General features: G+C 70.9%; 1 protein-coding gene (only partly in view). It reads left to right on the top strand.

Features of this window, described 5'->3' with window-relative positions; all coding sequences use genetic code 11:
• Nucleotides 1–22,305: the 3' portion of a hypothetical protein gene (locus tag ACFWV3_RS02850; RefSeq protein ID WP_382407513.1), read on the top strand. It extends 8,523 nt beyond the left edge of the window; the window shows 22,305 of its 30,828 coding nt (coding positions 8,524–30,828); the start codon falls outside the window, past its left edge; it ends in the stop codon at nucleotides 22,303–22,305.

The raw sequence follows: 22,305 nt of genomic DNA, 5'->3' as shown, positions 1-22,305 counted from the left end.
ACCCAGTTCCGGCTCGTCGTGGAGCCGACCTCGTCGCTCACGCTCAAGCGCCCGGCCGTCGTGGACGTCGGGTACGAGAAGGGCTACCGGATCCGCCGCACCGACCGCACCGAGGAGATCCCGGACGGGCTGCGGGCGCGCACCCGTGAGCTGGCGAAGGCCGACCGGCACTGGAACGCCGAGCGAGACCGGTTGCGCGGCCTGCTGGACACCGTCGGGGACGCCGATGCCGCTGCCGCCACCAAGCGCGGGGCGGTCGAGGCGGGGCGAGCGGCCGAGCGGGACGCGACCCGCGCGTGGTGGGAGGCCAAACGCGCCTACGACCTCGCGCTGAGCGATCACTCGATGTCCGGGCGAGGCGGGCGGCTGGGCGTGCGCGTCGAGCTCGACGGCACGGGCGCCACCTCTACCCGGCCCCTGGGTCGGAGCCACCGCAAGGCCCTCCACGACCTGGCCGGGCAGATGATCAGCGCCCACCGGTCCGGCACGACCGTGCGGTACCGGACGACGGGTGACCTGGACCGCGGCGCGGAGGGACTGCGCGCGGTCATGAACGAGCTGGAACGCATGCTGGCGTTGCGCCAGCGTGGACTTCCCGCCGACCAGCAGCCGCTGACGCTGGCCGACTTCGAGGGCCGGGCGCTTCCGCACCTGCTGCCCGCAGGTGGACCGGACGCGGTCGAGGTCTGGCTGGGGCGCGACGGGAAGATCGACGTCGACTGGAACGTCTGGCGCGAACGCCGCGCTATGGCGGAACCGACGCGCCACGGTGCCGAGTCCTACGACCCGCACAAGGCTCCTCAGAGCGTCGGTGGCAAGAACTCCGGTGCGCTGCAACAGATCCGTTTCGACGTCCGTCGTTTCGAGGTCGAGCCCGGCGTGTGGGTGCGGGAGTACTCGGTGCCGCTGGACCTGGTCACCGGAACCAAGGTGCCCGCAGAGGCACGCATCGAACGCGCCGCGCGGATGCAGTGGTTCCTGGACCACCACTTCAACTTCGACAACGGTCACCGCTTCGCCGACGGCGACCTCGCCCACTTCGTCGTCGACGCGCGAACCGTCGAAGGAGCGGCGGCCAACTGGGACGCGAACGCCAGCCGCGGCGTACCGGTCGACCTGACGGCCGGCGGGCCGCACCACCAGCGCGGCACGGACCAGCTGAACTGGAACCTGACCGACGAGGTCCGCGACTCGCTGCACGAGTACTTCCACCACCTCGGCCTCAAGGAGGCCTACGGCGACGAGAACTTCCTTTTCCCGCGCCGGGAACAGCGCGGAATCATGGGACAGCACCTCGACCTGTTCCTGACCGAGGCCGACCTGGCGAGGATCGACGTGCTCACCGGTCAGGCCCGCCAGGTGCACGACCTCTCCCTCGCCGACGTGCCCGGCCCGGCCGGCCGGCTGGACGGCTCGACCGCGGTCGGCAAGCCCACCACCGCGAACACCGAGGACCCCTACGCGGGAGTGCACAGTGCCGCACAGCTGCCACCGGTCGACCCGAGCCGTTCGGAGGCGGCCGGTGTCGCACCGCCGCCATCGGACGGCCGGCTCGCTTCCGTCGTGGGCTCCCGGAGGTCGTCGTCGGAATCCACGTCCACGACGGCTGGACCGAGTGCGGCGCCAGCTCGTTCCGCAGCCCTCCAAGGACCTCCGGCGTCCCCCGTGCAGGACCGGTTCCGGTACGGGAAGCTGACCAAGCAGTTGTCTTCATCGGACGCGGCGCGGATCGCCGACCTGGCCGATGCGTACGCGAGGACGGCCGCCGTGAAGATCAGGGCCGGCCAGGAGCCGCCCGCGGTCCACTTCACGGGGTACGGCAACAGCATCCGGCATGGACATGTCACCGGCGAGCAGCGTGCGCGCGAGGTTGCCGAGCTGTACCGCGCCGCGGCCGAAGCCCGGCTGGCCCAGTACCTTCCTCCTCGGCTGATGCCCGCCGAGCTGCCGTTCCGGGTGACGGGGCAACGGGCGCCGATCTCCGCTCGCGGTGACGAGGGCCGCGTCGTGCTGGTGGAGAGGGAGTCCTTCGACGGTGTCGATGTCCAGGGGTCCCGCCCGAGCACAGCCGCGTCGTCCGCCGCGGCGGTACCGAAGCCCGCCAGCTCCGGTGCGCTGTTCCTCGGTGCCGATGCCACCCGGACCGACGCGATGCGGCAGGTGCTCGACAACGCACCGCCCGCGGAGACGGAGAAGGCGCCGTTCCACGTCTTCGTCACGCCGGAGGGAGCGGGCTTCCGGGTCGGCGGCCGGCTGGTGAGCCCGGCGGGGCTGGCGGAGGAGGTCAAGGGTTCCGCCGAGTTCGCGCCGTTCGCGGGCGACCAGAAGGTGGGTGTGCGCCTCGTTTCCCCGGACTCGCCCGATGTCATGACCTGGAGCGCGCCGGCGGCCCGGTTCGCCGAGGCGCTCCGGGGTGACGGTCCTTACCGGACAGTCGAGGTGGGGCGCGATGCCGCGGGCGGAACCCGGGTCTCGCAGCCGAGGCCGGAGGACGTCCGGTTCGTTCCTGTCACCGATGTGCGCGGCCGTGCCGCCGGCATGGTCTTCGGACGTGACGACAGGGCGGAGTACACGGCCAAGGCGCTGGCGGGCACCACCGACCACTCACTGCGCGTGGTGTCGGCCCGCGAGTTCCGAGCCGGCAAGACCGAGAACGTCGTGCGGCCGACCGAATGGCGCGATGCGACCACGGGTGGTGCCGCCCGGCCGTTCTACCTCCACGTCGACAGCTTCCGGGAACGTGTTTCCGTGCCGTTGAGCGACGACAGCGCCGTGAACCTCTCCCCGTCGGAGACCGCCAAGCTCATCACCGGCATGGACCACTGGAAGAAGGTCAACGCCGGTGCCGCCAGCAGGCCGTTGATCCTGCTCGGCAGCTCCCCGCGGCTCGGCAGGCCCAACCCGAACCGGAAGCTCCTGGAGTCGCTGGCCGAACTGGAGGGACCGAGGCGGACGTTCGAGTACTCCGGCATGATCCTCGCGTCCGACACGGGTGTGCTGGCCATGGCCAGCGGCGAGAAGTTCAGCCGTGGTCCCGAATTGGAGCTCGCTGACCTGCGTCATGTGGCGGAGGGGCAGGTGTTCGGCTTTCCGGGCGGGGCGGCTGGTCGCGGTGCGGGCTCGTCGGCGGGGGTGGAGGCGTTCGCCAGGGGTGTGGCGGACGGCTCGCGGAGGGTGGACGGGCCGTGGGGTGGCCGGAAGCCGTTGTTCGTGCCCGTGACCGGGCTCGGCACGCATTTCGGTGTCGATCTCGTGGGTGGTGCGCGGGGCCGGTCCCAGGTGGGGGAGCTGCCGGGTGGGGAGCTCGCTTCGGTGCTGTTGAGGGACCAGGCGTTCGCCGATCGGTTGCGGTCGGGTGAACCGGTGGTCGTCGTGGCTCGTGGGTCGCGGCGTGCGGCGCGTGATTTCGCGGGTGGTCTGCGTGCCGCCGGGTTCTTCAACGACGTGTTCGTGCTCGACGCGGCGGTCGCGGAGTCGGGCCGGTTGGTGCGGGACGGGAACGCGGGGCCGCAGAAGGTGTCGGGCTGGCGCGCGGGCGACCTGCGCATCAGTGTGCTGCGCAACGCCGCGAAGCTCCCGGTCGCGTTGTTCGTGCGTTATCCGGGGGATGGGCGGCATTTCCGCAAGGCCGAAGCGTGGGCGGAGGAGGTAGGCGGCGGCTCGCTCAGCACTCTGCGCCTGCCCGATGGCACGTCCAGGAGGGCTCCGTGGCAGTTCTCACCGGTTCCGGTGTTTCTGGGCCCCGCGGGTGAGAACGTGGCGGCGGTCCGGTCGGACGGCGAGCACGTCGTGCTCGGCGCGGGTGAGCTGGCGGCGGCGATCCGGGACGAGCCGCTGCTCAGGGAGGTGGCGGGCATCCAGTCCGTCATCCCGTTCTTCCCGCTGGCGGTGGAGGGGGCGCTGCGGGCGGTCGAGGACTTCGCGGACGCGTTGGTGCCGGGTGGTTACGCGCGCCAGGTCGTCAAGGTGCCGGACGGGGAGACCGTGCGCCTGGCGGCGGGAGGCTCGTTCGAGGTCACCGGGGGCAAGCTCGACCTGGTCGAACCTCGCGAGATCACCGGGCGCGACATCATGTCCTACCCGATGGTGAACGACGCGCTGGGCGTGTTCGGGGAGTTCTTCCCGAGCAAGGCTCTCGACGGCCCGTTCATGGACTCGATCGCCGCTGCGGAATCCGGTGTCCGGCAGCGGATCTTCTTCCGGCAGCACAAGACGACCGATCCCGTCACCGGGAAGAGGACGGTCGGGCACGACCCGTACCTGATCCCCATGAAGGGCGGAATGCCGTGGTCCTCGGTGGGCCACAGCGAGGGGTACGGAAGTGTTGTCGCACTGCGGACCGGTGATCCCTTCGGGCTCGGGGACGTGCTGATCCGTTCCGCGGACGAGTCCGCTTCCGACATCCTGCGGAGTGACCACTTCAAGGCCGCGAAGATCGCTCCGGACGCGCCGATCCTGCTGAGCCAGTGCCTCATGAACGCCCAGGTGCCCGAGCTCGGCGGTCGCACCGCGGCGCAGTTGCTCGAGGAGGCGTTGCGGTCGCGACGGCCGGGTGCGGAGGTGACGGCCGCCGACGCGGTGGTCGCGGTCTCGAACGTCACCGGCCGGTACTTCGAGAACGGGGGCTCCTTCGGCCAGGTGAGCGGCGGCCGGCGCACCGGTGGTCCCGTTTCGCTGAGCGATCTCGCGGCCAGCCGCATCGCCCCGCTGACCGTCGCGCAGAAGAAACACGGCCACCTCGACGGCGACGGTGCGAGGGCCGTGCGCGCGCTCGGCCGGAAGATCGCCAGGGCCGCGGCCTGGCGAGCGCGGAACGGGCTGGGGGCAGCGGATTTCCCGTCCGCGGTGGTCAGCGGAGGCGCACACCTCACCACGCTGCCGGAGTACCTCCGCGAGTCGATCGCCGACGAGCTGGCCCTCCTCGCCCGCGAAGGCCTGACCGCCCCGGTGAAGCCCGGCGACATCCCGATCAGGACGGTGGCCGCGAGCGGTGATCCGGTCGTCACCGTCGAGATGACGGCGCACGAGCTGGGCGAGGCCGCGATCGAGTCGGGCTCGATCGACGAGATCCACGCCGCCTTCGCGAAACTGGCGCCCTACGCGCCGCCGCCGGTCGCGGCGACCGGACTCACTCCGATCAGCGGCACTCTCGCACCGCTCACGACTCCGGACGCGCCTCCGGGCGACGTGCGGTCGCAGCTCGACCAGGCGGAGGGTGCCGGCCGGCACGTGCAGGGCGAGTCGCGGATCTACTTCGACGAGGGTGCCAAGCAGCTCGAGCCCGCGCAGCTGGCGCAGGTCCGGGGTCTTGCCCGTGCCTACGCGCAGGACGTCGTGGCATCTCTGGACTCGGCCCGGCCGCTGCCCGTGGTCAGCGTCGAGGGGTACGGCAACAGCCGCACCCACGGAGAGCGGACGGGCGAGCAGCGCGCGGGCAACCTCGCCGCCGCGTTCGTCGCGGACGCCGTCGCGGAGATCAAGCGCATCGCGCCGGAGGTGGAGGTGCCCGCTCTCCCGGTGACCGGGTCGGGTCACCGGTCGACGGCCCGCTCCTCCGCCGAAGGCCGTGTCGTGGTGGTGAAGGTCGAGCCCGCTGCGCACACCCCCGAGCTTCGCCACGAGGCCGCGGCGCCGGTGCCCGAGCCGGAGGCCGCGGCGGAGCGGTTGAGGAACGAGGTCGCCCAGCAGCGGCGGCATCTCGCCGTGCTGACCGCCGGAACGGCGGAACTGGCGGAGGTCCGGATCGAGCGCTGGGAAGCGGTGGCGCGCACGGCTGCCACCACGCCGGGCGACCGGCTGTCCGGCGTTCTCGACGCCGCCCACCGGTTCACGGACCACCTGAGGAACGAGCGCCTGCGGCAGGCCGCGCACGACCTCGACGCCGCCGAGGCGGTGGTGAAGGCGGGAGGCAACCCGCTGACCTACCACGGCCGTGGCGTGCCTTCCGGCGTCACGAGCAGGCCCGACCTGCGGATGGGCTTCGAGATCGAGTTCCAGTACCGGGGCGCGGGCAGGACACCGAGGTCCGGTGTGGTGCACATGGACCGCGTCACTGAGCTGGGAGAACGGCTCGACGACGCGGGACATCTCGACTGGGCGGGAGAGTCCTCGTTCATCGACCCGAACGCCGCGGCGCAGGAGGGGAAGTGGCTCCTGGTCGAGGAGCCGGCCGCCCCCGATGCCGCCGAACTGGTCTCACCTGTGCTGCGCGGCGGTCCGCGGACCTGGAACGACGCCGTCCCCGAGGTGCTCGCCGAACTGAACCGCGATGCTTTCGGTGACGGTTTCGTGCCGGACGGCTCCGCGATGGGTGGCCACGTCAACATCAGTTTCGACCGCCTCCTCAGCCCGCAGGAGTACGCGCGCCTGGCTCAGATCGCGAAGGTGTTCGAGCCGCTCCTGTACCGGATGGGCAACCACGAGCTGTCCGCCGGCGACGCGCAACGGTCGTTGTGGGCGGCGGGACCCAACCCGGTTCCGCCCGCGCCGGCCGAAATCACGACCTTCGACAAGGTGGCACTGCTGAACAACGGCAGGCTCGACGCCGTCAACTTCGGGCACGTCCTCGGCACGCCGGACGACCGCGTCGAGTTCCGGTTCTTCGCGGGAAGCCGGAAGCCCGCCCCGGCGGAGCTGCAGGCGAACGCCGAGCTCGCCGGCGCGATGTACCTCGCCGCGCGGGATCCGAGCGTCCACCGGCGGCTGGACGAACTGATGACGGCGCTCCGCCCGCTCGGCGGGGACGGTGCCCGGACCCGTGACACCGCACTGGCGGAGCTCGTCGACCTGCTGGAGCTGTTGCCGCTCAGCCGGGAGTCCCAGCGGTTGCTGGTGCAGAAGTTCGCCTGGACCAAGCCGTGGGAGAGGACGGCCACGAACGACTCCGACCTGAGGTCCGAGGCCGTGGTCGGGCGGGGAGGGGGAGTGCACCACTTCCCGCCGCCAGGGCAGACCACCTCCGAGGCGGTGGACACCGTGGCGTCGCTCGCGGACGAACCCGCTCGCGGTGGTGCCGACGTCCTGGGCGCCTCACTCACCCCTGACGGTGCGGGAGTCCGTCTGTGGAGCGGCGCCGTCGTCTCGTCGGAGAAGTTCGCGTCCGTGCAGAAGACGCGGATGTCGAGGCTCGACGTGGACGACAGGGCGGCGCTGCAGGACCGCCCGCTGGTGCTGACCGCGTCCAGCGGACTGAGCCACCTCGGGCCGGCGCTGGCCGGAGAAGCGGAGAGGACGGTGGTCGCCACCGCCGGTGACGTCCGGCCGGCCGGTGGACGTGTGGAGGCGAGTTCCGAGTGGGTGGTCCTCAGGCCCGGCGAGCCTCCTGTGCACACGGGGAGCACCGATCTGACCGCCGCGCTGGCGGTCGCGGGAGCCCCTCCGGGAGCGCGGGCCGGTGCGACCTCGTCCGGGGCGTTGTTCCTGGCCGGTGAGCGCGGGGACGTCGACCGGATGCGGCAGGAGCACGCCACGCGCACGGCGTTGCCGTCGGGAACGCAGCCCTTCTACGTGTTCGTGACGTTCGAGGGAGGGCAGTTCCGCTACCGGGGCGAGCCCGTCAGCCCGGCGCGCGTGGCCGAGCTGGTGCGGGAGTCCGACCAGTTCCGCTCGGTCGCCCACGACCCGACCGTGCGCGTTCGGCTGATGCGGGCGGACGCGCCCGGTGAGTACGTGAGCGCCTGGCGTGCCGCAGGTCGGGAGTTCGCCCGTGCGTTCCGCGGTGACGGGCCGTACCGGGGGATCTCCGTCTCCGAGGCGTCGGGCTGGTGGCGCGTGTCGGAGGTGTTGCCGGAGGACGTCCGGTGGCGGCAGATCACCGACGCACACGGTCGCGACGCCGGAATGATCTTCGATCACGGTGACTCGAGGACGAAGGACACGACGCGGAACCGGGCGTTCGCCAACGACTTCACCTTGCGGTTCACGGCCGAGTCGAGGCTGGACGAGAGCGGGAAGCAGGTCGAGACCGAGGTTCCCGCTCTCTGGCAGGACGCCACGGACGGTGACGTGGCCCGGCCGTTCGTCCTCGGGATGACCACTGTGGACGGCAGGTACGCCGTTCCGGTCAGCGACGGCGGCACGGTCGTGCTGACCGGGAACGAGGCGGCACCGCTGGTCGCCGGCAACGACTTCTTCCAGAAGGCCAATAGCGGCGACGTGCGCCGGCCGCTGATCGCGGTCACGCACGCCGAGCCGAGCACCGCGCCCAACCCGAATCCGGCCCTGCTCCGCTCACTGGCGACGCTGACGGGGCCGCGGCGGACGTTCGAGCACTCCGGACCCAGCTCCGTGCGACCCGACGGAGTGCTCCAGCTGCCCGCCGGCCAGAGCTTCTCGTCCGGTCCGGCGCTGGCGCGGTCGAACGTCAACACGGCGCGCGGCGGAGCGGTCTTCGGTTTCCCCAGTCGTGCGGCGGGCGGTGATCCGGTGCGGCAGGGTGCTGCCTTCAGGGCGTTCGGCAGGGGGTTGGCGAACGGTTCGGTCGCGGTGGAGGGTCCGTGGGGCGACCAGAAGCCCGTGTTCGTGCCGGTGACCGGTCTGGGTGGGCACTTCGCGGTGGACCTGGTCGGCGGCGAGCGGTCGGGCACGCAGGTGGGGGAGCTGCCGGGTGGTGAGCTGGCGTCGATCTGGTTGAGGGACAGCGGGGCCAGGGCTCATCTGGCCACGGGTGCGCCGGTGGTGATCGTGGCCAGGGACTCGGTGCGAGCCGCGTACGAGTTCGCGGGGCGGCTGCGGAAGGACAAGTTCTTCAACGACGTCTACGTGCTGGATGGCGCCACGGTGCGGGCCGGTGGTCTCGTCCGCGATCCCGGTTCGGAGTTCCACCTGGTGTCGGGGTTGCGGGCGGGTGACCTCGACATCGCACCGTTGAAGGGGTCTGACGGCAAGCCGGTGGCGTTGTTCGTGCGCTATCCGGGGGATGCCCAGGACTTCGCGAGGGCGAGTGCGTGGGCCGCGGGGATCGATTCGCAGGCCCGCACCCACGTCCACCTGTTCATGGCACCCGGTCACGACGGCGTCCGGGCCATCCGCTCGGACGACACCGGCCTCGTGCTCACCCCGGCGGAGCTGGGGCAGGCCCTGCGGGACGAGAAGGTGCTGCGGGACCTCGCGGACACGGGCAAGGGACTGCCGTTCTTCGTGCTCGCCGTCAGCGGCGCCGTCACCGGGGTGGAGGAGTTCGCGGCCGCTCTGGTGCCCGGCGGCTTCCACCGGCCGGTGGCGCACCTGCCGCACGGGACCGTCCTCTTCGGACCGGACGGGACACTCACGCCGGCCGGTGGGCAACCGGTGGTGATCCCGCCGGTGCGACTGACGGCGGAGCACCTGCTGTCCTTCGCGTCGGTCAACGACGAACTGGGTCCGCACGGGCAGTTCTTCCCCTCAGCGGACTTCGACATGGCCAACATGGGCACGGCCTCGCTCACGACGACCGGAGCGACTCAGCGGTTCTTCATGCGGGAGGTCACCGCCGCGGACGGCACCGTCCGGGACGTCGCCTACTTCAACCCGATCTCGGCGGAGCGGCCGTGGCACGTGGACGGTCACGGCCTGCCGACGGGAATGCTGGCCGTGATGAAGACGGGGTCCAGGTTCGGGCGGGGCGATTCGGTCGGGTTGACCGGTGACCTGGCTGTGTCCGCGGTCGTCGACAGCGAGCACTTCGCTCGGGCCGGGGTGGCGCCGGAAGCGACGTTCCTGCTCAACCAGTGCTTCCTCGACGCGGCCCATCCGCGGTCGGGGAACCGCACCGTCGCTCAGGCGTTCCGGGAGGCGCTCCGGTCGAGGAGGCCACGCGCCAGGGTGACGGCGGCGTCGTCGAGGGTGCTGGTCGACTCGTACTTCGGCTCGAGGAAGTTCGAGGCCGAGGGCGTGTTCACCGAGATCACCAGTCCGCGGTCCGCTCGTCCCCTCATCCCGTTGAGCGACTTCGCGGCGTCCCGCATCGACCCGGTGACGGTGTCGCGCAACCCGGACGGCACGCTGACGCGGGAGGGCGAGGAGGCGGTCCGGGAGATCGGCCGCCGGATCGCGCGGGCGGCGAGCTGGCGCAGGCAGAACGGCGTGGGCGACTCGGAGCTGCCCACCGTCGAGATCGCCGCGCCCTCCGGCCACCGGCGGCTGGAGCGGTTGCTGTCCGGCGCGATGGCGGATGAGATGCGCCACCTCGTGCGCACCGGCCTCGCCAGGGTGAACGCGGACGAGATCGCCGTGCGGACGATCGTGTCCGATGCCGGCCCGACCGTGAGTGTCGACCTACCGGCACGCGAACTGGGCGAGAACGCGCTCGACTCGGGGAACGACAGGAAGATCAGGACCGCGTTCGCGAGGCTGGACCCGAACGCGACTCCGGTGTCGCGTCCGGATGACATCACTTCTCCTCCGGCGAGCCAGTACACCCCGCGAGCGGGGGACGCGGACGCCGGCCCGGCGCACCCGCGGCCGGATGCCCTTCCGCGTGCCGGCTTCGATCGCGCGGTGGACGCGTGGCTCGCGAGCAGCGCCGCGGCCGCCCGCGCTCGACGGGTGGACCTGCCGCTCGGCCCGTTCAGGGATGCCAACCGCGAGGCGAGGATCCTGGTCGATCGCCATCTGGGGACTGCCGGCGTGGACGCGCGGAACAACGCGCACGCGGTCCTGGCGACGGCCGTGTTCGACCACGGCGTCGTCCACGCTGAGCCGCTCGCCAGGGACCTCGGTGCGAGGCTGGAGCGCCGGCAGGCGGACGACGATCCCTTCCAGGCCGCGAAGGCGAGCATCGAGCGGGCCTTGCAGCAGTACCGGCGTCATCGCGGTGCGTTCCCGGAGAAGGGCCGCCGCCCCGACGCGCACGCACTGATCCGGAAGATCGAGAAGATCAACACAGCGGTCGGCAAGGCGAAGCGGGGCACGTCCGGTTCGCTGGGGACTCCGGCCTGGGACGACTTGCGCGACCGGCTGGTGGACGCGGTCGGCGACCTCAGGGCCGTGCGAGGGCGAAGGCTGGCGGAACTCGTCACCGCCGCGCGGCAGCGAGCCGCGGAAGGAGAGAACCCGCTCCAGCTGGACCGAGTTGCCTCGAAGACGACCGGCCGCCACGGCGATTCCGTCGTTCTCAAGCTGGGTTTCGTGGCGGAGCCCGGGGTGGTGGCGGCGGCCGGTGGGCTCGTCCCCTGGCTCAAGAGTTCGGTTCTCCCGGTCGTGCCGAAGGGCTGGCGGCTCGAGGCGAATCGGCGTACGTCAACGGTGGTCCTGACGTCGGAGGTGCTGCCCAATTCCACGGAGACCTGGGCGGGACTGGACGAGTTGACGACTGTCGTCGAGGGTTCCGGTGCGACTTCGCTCAGGTCGGCCGTGTCGGTTCCGCTGGGAGCGGTGAGCGCGGCGCACGCGGGTGAGTTCGTGCGGCTGGTGCGGTTGTTCAAGGCGTTCGAGGCGGATCTCCACGGTCTGGCGAACGTGGCCGGCGGGCCGAATGACGTGCGGCCGTTGTCGTTGCCGCCGTCGGAGCACGAGGTGCGGACTCTCGCTGATGTCAGGGCGTTGACGCGTCCCGGTGACGCGATCAGCTTCGCCGACGTGCTCGGACAGGACGACGACTCGGTCACGTTCCACCTGTGGCGGCCAGGTTTCGACATGGGACTTCTGCGGGCGTACGCGGCACTGAGCGCCGTGCTGGTCACCACGGCGGCCGACCCGGCCACCGGTGCCGTCCTCGACGACCTCGGCGACCTCCGGCTCGTCGGCCACCAGGGGGAAGCATCGGCGGACCGGGCAGCGAGGACCTCGGAACTGCTCGCGTTGTTGCGGGGTCATCCGCACCTGGACGCCATCGTCGCCGGCCTGCTCGCGCTGACCGAGCCGTTCACGCCGGAGACCGCGGTCCGCCGGCGGGATCCCGGGCTCCGCTCGCAGTCGTTGAGCGGTCCCTTCGGCAGGGGCTGGTACTTCCCCGCACCCGGCACCTCCGCCGGTGACGCCGTCATGGCGACCTACGACCTTCCACGGGTACCGGGAGTCCAGGTCATCTCCCTGACCGCGACCGAGCACGGCGAAGTCGTGCTGTGGTCGGGAGACCGCTTCACCGCCGAGGAGTTCGCGGCGTCGCTGCCGGTGCCCGAGCTGCTGGCACCACTGGGTGAGGACCTGCCGCCCGGTGTCGAACCGGTCGTCGTGCTGCACACCCCGGGAGCTGCCGGCAACCCGCACCAGATCGCCCTCGCCGCTGCCGCGAAGCTGCGGAAAACCGTCGTCGCACAGGTCGACGACCCGAACGGCACCAAGAACTGGGCATCGTTCGGGCCGCTCGGCGAGGTGTCGTTCGCGAGCGGTGGCCGGCTCGGCGGGCAGACTTCGCTGGCGGCCGTGCTGGCGGCGGTGCAGGCGGTGCAAGCCACGGGGCGCGGCGCCGCCACTGCGGAGCCGCCTGATCCGCCGGCGCACGCCGAGGGCCGAGCGCCGGAATCGCAGGCACGTCCGGCTTCAGCCTCTGCTGACGCGGATCGGCGCCGGGCGCCCCAGGACGTGGCCCGCCGCATCGCGAAGATGCCCGCGGCGCACGTCGCCGACCTCACCGCCATCGCGCGTCAGTTGCTCGACGAGACCATTCCGAACGTGGATCCGGCATCGCGTGCCGATCTCGTCACGACCGTCCTGGGCCACCTGCTGGACCACGACGCGGGCGAGACCAGGGAGTTCCTCCTCGGCCTCGCCGGAAATCCGGGTGTGACCCGCGCGGTGCGCGACCAGTCCGTCGTGCAGCAGGGGATCGCCGATGTCGAGGACCAGCCGGCGGGTGTTCCCGGCGAGCCGGTTCCTTCCGCGGCTCTCGTCGGCGGCGTTCCCGTTGCGCCGCTCGTGACTCCACCTCCGCGGTCGACAGCGGAGGGCTGGCGTCCCGCGGAGGACGGTTCCGGTCCGCGCACCCTCACCGAAGCCGCTGATCTGGTCGGCGAACCGTTCTGGCAGCACGTCGAAGGGCAGGGGTGGCTTCCGGCGGCGAAGCTCGAGGTGGTCGGCAAGAAGTGGGCTCAGGGTGTGCACGGCGACGTCAACCCGGTGACCCGCCGTTACTACACGGTTGCGGAAGCCACGCAGATGAGCGGCTTCCCCGAGGAGACGGTCCGGATCTGGTGGGACGAGAACGTCCTGCCTGTGCCGGCCGAGCTCCTGCGGTGGACTCCCGAGACCGGTCCGCCGGGTGTGCGGACCCTGCCGGAGCTCATCGAGCACCTCGGATATCCGGTGTCCACGGAGAAGATCCCGGGTGGTCGCTTCCGTTCGGCGTCGACCGGCGACTGGGCGCGGCAGTTCGTGCGCAAGGCCGGGAAGGACGGGCGGACCGTTCGCGAGATCGTTCAGCTGATCGGGAAACTGCTGGGGCCCTCGCAGGTGCGGACCCTGCTCGACGAAGCGCGGGTGGAGACGGGGACGTCACTCCAGCACGGTGGGGGTCAGCCGGCGGAGACCGGCGGTGGCGTCCCCGCCGTGCCGCTCGTGACTCCGCCTCCGCGGTGGACGGTGGAGGGCTGGCGTCCCGCGGAGGACGGTTCCGGTCCGCGCACCCTCACCGAAGCCGTCGAGCTGTCGAGCTCTCCGTTGGCGCAGCAGGTCAAAGAGCACGGGTGGACGGCGTCCGGGAAGACCGAGAGCGTCCTCAAGACGTGGGCGCTGGGTGTGCACGGCGACGTAAACCCCGCGAACGGCCGCTACTACACCGCCCTCGACGTCGCGCGGATGAGCCCGCTCACCGAGGATGTTGTCCAGGCGTGGTGGCACAAGAACGTCCTGCCTGTGCCGGACGAGCTCCTGCGGTGGACTCCGGAGACCGGTCCGCCGCGTGTGCGGACGCTCAAGGACTTCATCGAGCACCGCGGATATCCGGTGTCCACGGAGAAGGTCCCGGGTGGTTCCTTCCGTTCGGCGTCGACCGGTGACTGGTCGCGGCAGTTCGTGCGCAAGGCGGGGAAGGACGGGCAGACCGTTACCGTGATCGTCCAGCGGCTCGGGAAACTGATGGGATCCACCCAGGTGCGAGCACTGGTCGCCGCGGCGCAGGCGGAGCCGGGAGCACCGCTCCAGCACGGTGGGGGTCGGTCGGCGGGGGAGACCGGAGTTCGCCGGGCCGGCGGTGTGCCCGCCGGGCAGGAGGTTCCCGGTGAGACGGTGCCACCGGTGCGGGCCGTGCAGGGTGATCCGGTGCCTGCCGTCAGCGCGGTTCCCGCTGTGCCGCTCGTCATTCCGCCTCCTCGGTCGACCGTGGAGGGATGGCGTCCCGCAGAGGACGGTTCCGGTCCCGGCACCCTCACCGAGGCTGTCGAGCTGTCGGGTTCTCCGTTGGCGCGCCAGGTGAAGGAGCACGGATGGTTCGGGTCCGGGGAGACCGAGGGGGTGCTCAGGACTTGGGCGCTGGGTGCGCACGGCGACGTCGACCCGGCGAGCGGCCGCTACTACACCGCCCATGAGGTCGCGCGGATGGGCCCTCTCCCGGAGGCCGTGGTCCAGGCGTGGTGGGACGAGAACGTCCTGCCAGTGCCGCCCGAGGTCTACTTCTGGAGCCGCACCGATGCTCTTCCGGACGTGCGGACCCTGCCGGAGTTCCTCCGCCATCGCGGGTACCCGATCTCGATGGAGCTCCACCCGGACGGTCGCCCTGTCTCCGCGTCCGCCAGCAGGTGGATGAACACGTTCGCGGAGAAGGCCCTGAGCAGCGGGAAGGATCCCGCCGCGATCGCCGAAGCGACCGCCGAGTGGACCGGCCACCTCTCGGCGAACGTCCGCGACGCCCTGGCCGCGGCGGTGGGGACGGCGCCGCCGCGACCGCCCGCTCCACTCGCGACGCCGCCTCACCGTGAGAACGTGGCGGGCCGGCGCCCCGCGGAGAACGGTGCGGGATCTCGCCCGAGGTCCGCGGTCGAGGCGCCGGACGCCGTTGCCGCACCCGCGGCCGAGATGCCGCCACGGCAACCGGTTGTCGCCCCTGAACACCTCATGGACGTGGATGCAGCGCCGCCGGTCCCGCAGCGCGCACCGGGAGACGAGTCGTCGGCACGCCCTGTCGCGGAGGTGTGGACCAGCGACGCGATCAGTCGCGCGTTCGATCTCGCCCTCGCCAGGACGGATCGCCGCGGCGACGAGGGTGTCACCGCGTTGCGCGATCCCGTGGAGTTCTACGAGCAGGGCGTTCCTGGCGGGGCGACCGGTGTGGCAGTCGCGAACGTCTCGTACATCTTCAGCTTCGACGCCGGGGAGCCGGTGGCGACCGGGACGATCTTCCCGGTGGACCAGGCGGGGCGGTGGTTCCTCGGTTCCGACCCAGGCACGCCAGATCAGCGAACGCTGGTCTCCAGTCTGCTGCCGGCCGTCGAGCCCGGCACGTGGACCCAACTCGCGACCTGGCTGAACGCCGCGAGGACGGGAGCGGTGCGACCGGAGTGGGGAGGCCGCGCGGAAGCCCAGATCGCCGTGGGGCCCTTGCACCCCGACCACATGCGCAGCCTGGAACAACTGGTGCGGACGGTACGGCCGGTTCTCGGGAGCCTGGGAATGCGTCAAGGCCCCGGCACTCAGCAGGTCACGTTCGACGTCGGCGACGGAATGGCCTACTTCGACTTCGACGCTGCCCAGCTGTCCGCCGGCTCGGCGCAGGCTCACACCGAACTGGCGAGCGCGCTCGTCCAGCTGGCGGCCGACCCCACCGTGCACACCGCGCTGCCCGATGTCTCCGCGACGCCGTTGCAGGCTCTGCGCGCGTTGCTGAACGTCCTGCCCGGTGGCCTCGAAGCCCACACCATGCACATCCAGCAGTTCGCGAAGGTGCAACTCCACAACTCGGTCGCACCTCACCAGCGGAGGACGCCGGTGTCCGCGGCCGGACCGGCGCGGGAGCAGGAGCCGCTGCCCGGTCTTCGGCGTGGTCAGCACTCACCGTTCGCGCCGGATTCGACGACCGCGGAGACAACCCGCGCGCCACGGCCGTCGAGCTCACCGCACCAGTCGCCGCGGCAGTCGCCGGCGGGGAGCGGGGAGCGGGCGACCACGGCCGGACCGGGCGGTCCGAAGGCCCTGGCGCTGCGGGTGGCGGCGCACGATGCCGCCGAGCAACGAACGGCCACGCGGCGACCACCCGAGGACGCGCGGGCGCGTGCGGTGGCGTGGCGTCCTGGTGTGGACGGGTTCGCGACTTTCGGGGAGATGGTGGCCGGGGTCGACGTCCGGGTCGGCACGCTCGGGGTGTTCCAGGAGTGGGCTGTGGGCATGCACGGTGTGCGCAAACCGGACACGGGCGAGTTCTACTCGGCCGAGGAGGTCGCCGCTCTGTCGAATGTGGCGTACGCGCACCTCGTTCCACTCTGGTGGGACGGGAACGTGATGCCGACGCCGGTGGAGCTTTTGTCGTGGGAGCCGGGTGAGGGCCGGGCGGCGACGTTGCTGGACGAGGTCGTGCGGGGTGGTTATCCGGTGTCGGCGGAGGTGGCCGCGGACGGTCCGAGGTCGAAGTCGTTGGTGTTGTGGGCGCGTGAGTGGTCGCTGGAGTTGGTGAAGAAGGTCGTTCCGGGTACTGATCGCCGGTACACGGTGCAGGACGCGGTGCGGCTGTCGGGTGGTCTGCTCCGCGACGTGCCGATCACCGTCGCGGAACCCGTTCCCGTTCCCATTCCTGTACCTTCCGGCGGTGTGGCACTGGCGACTCCGCCACCCAGGTCGACCCTGCGGGGATGGCGTCCCGCGGAGGACGGTTCGGGGCCACGAACCTTCACCGACATGTACAGACTGCGGTACGGCAGACTGTCGGCTGCTTTGTCCTTTCTGGAGCTCGACGAGAACGGTGTCTTCGCCTCGCAGAGCGTCTTGGTGGCTTTCCAGGCCTGGATCACGGGAATCCACGGGGATGTGAATCCCGAAACCGGTTCGTACTACACGGTGGAAGAAGTCGCGCGGATGACCGCTCCACTACCCGAGCCCGCGGTCATCGCCATGTGGGACGAGCATCTCCTGAGCACACCTCAAGACGTTCTCGAGTTGAGGTGGGAGCGGCTCCCCGAGGACGTGCGCACCCTCCCGGAGTACATCCTCCAACGCGGCTATCCGGTGTCGGGGACGAAGAACCAAAAGGGTCTCGTGTCGGTGACAGCCGCGCGGTGGACACGCGACGTCGCGATGAAGTTGCTGAACGAGGGAGTCGCGGCCAGGGAGATCGGCCGAAGGCTGGGCGGATGGTTGTCGGCGAACACGGTGACGAGATACAGCAGGTCGATGAGAACAGCAGCCGCGGTTCCGCCCGGCGTGATCCCGGCCGGTCCGTCATCGCGGAGCGCAGGCGATGATCTCCGCGCCGGTCAGGCGACAGAGGACGGTTCAGGACCGAGGACCCACGTAGAGGCGGACGTGCCGACCGAGCCGCCGCTGCCTTCGACCGGAAACAGTGTCGGAGGGCTCCCCAGGACGGAGCTGGTCCGCTGGGCCGCTGGGCTGCACGGCGCGCTGAACCCCGGAAGGGACTCGTTCTACACGGTGGACGAGGTCGTCCTCCTCTCCGGCGCCCTCTCCCGGCGCGAAGTCCAGGAGGCTTGGGACTCGAGTCTCCTGCCCACGCCCCAGGAGGTCGTGCACTTCGACCCCGCCACGAGCCCGCCGGACGTGCGGGTGCTTCCGGATGTCATCCGAAAAGGCAACTACCCGGTTTCGCTCGAGAAGACGGGCCACTCGCTCGTGTCGAGCTCCGCCGAGCTCTGGGTGCGCGACTTCGTGGTCGAGTCGGTGCTCAGAGGCCGCGGCAACGCGGAGACCTCGCGGCTTTCCGGAGAACTGATCAGCGAGGTCGCCGTGCTCAAGGTGCGACTCCAGCTGGAACAGCTGAAAGCGGACCTGGTGGCGTGGCGTCCTGGTGTGGACGGGTTCGCGACCTTCGGGGAGGTGGTGGCCGGGGTCGACGTCCGGTTCGCCACACCCGAAGTGCTCCACGACTGGGTCGTGGGCATGCACGGTGTGCGTGGACCGGACACGGGCGTGTACTACTCGGCTCAGGAGGTCGCCGCTCTTTCGGAGCTGCTGGACGCGGAGTCCGTCGCGGAGATCTGGGACGGGAACGTGATGCCGACGCCGGTGGAGCTTTTGTCGTGGGAGCCGGGTGAGGGCCGGGCGGCGACGTTGCTGGACGAGGTCGTGCGGGGTGGTTATCCGGTGTCGGCGGAGGTGTCGGCGGACGGTCCGAGGTCGAAGTCGTTGGTGTTGTGGGCGCGTGAGTGGTCGCTGGAGTTGGTGAAGAAGGTCGTTCCGGGTACCGATCGCAGGTACACGGTGCAGGACGCGGTGCGGCTGTCGGGTGGTCTGCTCCGCGACGAGCCGCCCACCGTCGCGGAACCCGCCTCGGACTCCCGTCCCGGCTCCCGCCCGCTCGCGCCGCCGCCGAGTTCGCGGTGGGAGGCCTGGCGGCCGGCGGAGGACGGCTCAGGCCCGAGGACGTACGCCGCCGCTCGCGCGCGCTCGGACGACCGCCTGTCACTGACGTTGAACAGCCGGGAGGAGTTCAACGGGGACGCTTTGGACGCTCTCGGGTTGTGGACGGTGGGTGTTCATGGTCAGGTGAATCCCAGGACGGGGTCCTACTACACGGCGGAAGACGTTGCCCGTCTGTCCGGCGCGCTCGACCTGGAAGTGGTGCAGGCCATCTGGACCAGCCACGCGCTGCCCACCCCGGTCGAGGTCGCGAACTGGGACTCGGTCGCGCATCCGGCGCGGGCGAGCGAGCTCCCGGAGCTCGTCCGGGAGCAGCGCTATCCGGTTCCGCTCGGGCGAAAGGGGAATTCCCACCCGACCGCGTCTCTGCGCCAGTGGAGCAACGACCTCGCGATCGGACTGGTGTTCCGGGGATTCGACAACGCGGACATCAACCGCCTTTCCGGTGGCCTGGTCCCCACGCCGATGGCGAACCGGATCCGTGCCGAGGTCGAGAAGGTGATGGCGGAGGTGATGGCCTGGCGCCCGGGGGCGGCCGGATTCGCGACGTTCGCGGACAGGGTGGCGGGGAACGACACACGGCTGTGGGCGCCGTCGCTGTTCCAGGGGTGGGCGCTGAAGATGCACGGTCTGAAGCATCCGGGCACGGAGGTGTTCTACACGGCTGAAGAGGTTGCCGCCGCGTCCGGTATGGCGAACGCGGAGACGGTCTCTCGCTTGTGGGACGCCCACGTGCTGCCGACGCCAGAGGCGATCAAGACGTGGGAACCCAGGCGGGGCGGGGCGGGGACGATCAAGGAAGAGATCGTCCTGGGCCGGTACCCGGTCTCCGTGGAGGTCACCGCCGATGGTCTGAGGTCGAAGTCGCTGGAACGGTGGTTGGAGGACTGGGCCGCCGAACTGGTGCAGAAGAGTTCCCAGACCGGCGGGCGGAGGTACACGACGCAGGACGCGGTTCGTCTCGCCGATGGACTGCTCGACGTGGGCTCGGAACCGGCCGGATCGTCTCGGCTTCCGGCGCGGCCGCGAACGGCCGCCGAGGCCAGGTCGGTCGCGCGGCGAGCGCCCGCCGGGGCTGCCTCGCGGGGTTCGTCCGCATCTCGGCCCTTGCCCGAGCTCCGGCCGTTCCTCGACACCCCGCCGTTGATCGAGCTCCGCGCCCTGCTCGATCGCGGTGAACTGTTGATGTCGCACTTCAACCGGGTGTGGCGGGCTCTTCCCGCCGACGAGGCGAGGGACAACCGGGAGTCCGCCGAAGCTCGCCGCGTCTACGCGATTTTTCATGCGAAAGCGCTGAACCGGCTTGAGTTGTACGTGGAAAGAAGGCGGGACACGGCCAGTCGGATCGTCTCGCTGAACGCGGCTTTGGAGAAAATTCATGGCGTTCGGCGCGGCGTTCTGGAAAAGGCTTTCGCGACGGCTCGAGCGAAAATAGCGGAAGGCCATGCCGCAGTCGTGTACGACCCGTTCAGGCGCGCCGTCTTCAACTCCCGCGACGATTCCATCGGTTTTCGGGTGGAGCTTCGGCTCACGAGTGGAGCAGCGCTCGGGCCCGGCAAGGTGGATCAGTGGATCGAGCGTCTCGGCTATCGGGCGAGCTTGTACAAGTGGGGGATCGACAAGTCTTCGCGGCGGGGAGACGAAGTGTCTTTCACAGCGAAGGTGGCCAATGACATCAAGCGTCACTGGGATGAGCTGGAGGCGCTTCTGCAGGCCATTCGCAGCCACCGGGACAAGAAGCTGGTGGACACCGCCGGAACCGTCAGCACGATCAGGGTCAAGGTGGACAGGTTCAGCGCGGATCGAGCTCACGAGTTCGTGCGGCTGCTGCGTCTGGCGAAGGCGGCCGAAGCGTTCCTCGCCGACTTCGCCGGATACCGGGACGCGGGCGAGGTCGTGCAGGGCGCCGGGCCGCTTCCCCTGCCGCCGATGCCGGGTCAGGTGCGAACCGTGTCCGACCTGCGCAGGTCGACCGGTGGCGGTGCCGGGACGCTGGTCAGCTTCGAAGGTGTGAAGGGGACGGACGACGACTTCATCGACTTCCACTGGCCCGGCGGTCACGACATCGCGGAGTGGCAGGTGAACGCCGTGCTCAGCCAAGCGCTCTGGAAAGCGGCGAAGGACCCCAGCATCGACCCGCTGCTCGAGCCGATGCTGGTGGATCCGACTCCGCTCGGCCACGGTCCGGTGGACGACGCGAAGCGACTGGACGCCCTGGCGGAGGTCCTCGGCCTGCTGCCGTTCACGAAGGACCTCGACCGGATGGCCGCGGGCCGGCTGGCTCAGACGCGGCCGTGGCGGCTCGCGTCCGACGTGCCGGTGATCGAGCAGGATCCCGAGTTGGCGTCGTTGTCGCTGGCCGGTCCGTTCGGCCGTGGTGTGTACTTCCCCGGCCAGGGGGAGTCGGCGCGCGAGTCCGTCAAGGCCGCGTACGCGCTGCCGCAGCAAGAAGGTGTCCAGGTCGTGTCGGTGAAGTCCACCGACGACGGGCGCGTCGCGCTGTGGAACGGCGAGTCGGTGACCGTGCAGGAGTTCATGTGGGCTCTCGGCGAACGCGATGTTCTCGATGCCGTGCCACTTCGGGGAGTGGCTCCGCTCCTGGTGCTGCAGGATCGGCGGCCTGGTGCCGATGCGGCGGTGCTGGCCCAGGCGGTCGGTGCCGGGCTGCGGGCCGGGGTGCTGTCGTCCTACGTCGGCTCCGCGGACGGCGTGACCCGGTGGGCGTTCTTCGACGGGGACCAGGACGTGCGGATCCTCGAGGGGACGCTCGAGGAGGTGGTCGCGGCGATTCGCACGCCGGCCGGGCGAGCTGCCACGGTGGTCACGTCCGTGTCGGCGACCGACGAGCCGGTCACGGTGGAGGAGGCGACCGCGGAGCCGGTCACGCTGGACGAACCGGCTGCGCCCGAGGAGCCAGCCGCGACCGAGGAGGCGACTTCGGCACCGGAGTCCGACATGCCCGTCGTAACGCCGGCCGAACCGGGGGAGACCGGATCCCCCGATCCGCTCGTGGAGGCCGCTGCGTTCGGCGCGTTGCTGGCAGGCAGCGCGGACTCGGCGCCGTTCGGCTTCGGCGACACGACAGGGGGCCCGGAGGGGCTGTGGGCTGGTGACGACGACGTGTTCGGCTCGTCGTTGGCTGAGGAGGCCGGCCTGGAACCGTTCGGCTTCGAGCACCTGCTGGAGGCCGAGGACCAGGGCTCGAATCCCTGGGAGGTCGCTCCCGCGCTGACCGCGCTCCACCAGGACGCGGGGCTGGCGACGCAGTCGGTGACCGGGCCTTCCGGCCGAGGCGTGTACTTCCCCGCGCGGGGGGAGTCGACGACCGATGCCGGCGCGGCAGTGCACCTGTTGCCTGATCACGACGGCGTGCAGGTCGTGTCCGTGCTGTCGGGCGACGACGAGCGGGTCGCGCTGTGGAACGGCGAGTCGGTGAGCGTCGAGGAGCTGGCGTCGGCTCTGGCTCATCGCGACGTGCTGGCGGCCGTTCGGCAGGAGGGTGTGGCGCCGCTCGTGGTTCTGCAGGATCGGCGGCCGGACGCGGACATGTGGCCGCTGGCATCGGCTGTCAGCACCGCCCTGGAGACCGAGGTGGTGTGGGCGCACGACGATGCCGCGGACGGGGTGACCCGGTGGATGGTGCTCGGCGGCGAGGGGGACGTCCGGATCCTGGAAGGAGACCTCGCGGACGTGGTCGCGGCGCAACGGCCGCCGACCACGGCACCTGTCGGTGTCAACACACCTGCCGGAGCCGGACCTGCCGCGGTGCCGGATCAGCAGGACGCCGGTGACGAGTGGATGACCGAGTTCCTGCGCAACGCCGGCGCACTCGACGAACTGCCGGACGTGTTCGGCGATGGTGCCTGGTGA

It is taken from the genome of Lentzea sp. NPDC059081 (assembly GCF_042738015.1).
Classification (GTDB): Bacteria; Actinomycetota; Actinomycetes; order Mycobacteriales; family Pseudonocardiaceae; genus Lentzea.
This window is presented reverse-complemented; position numbering and strand designations above follow the sequence as displayed.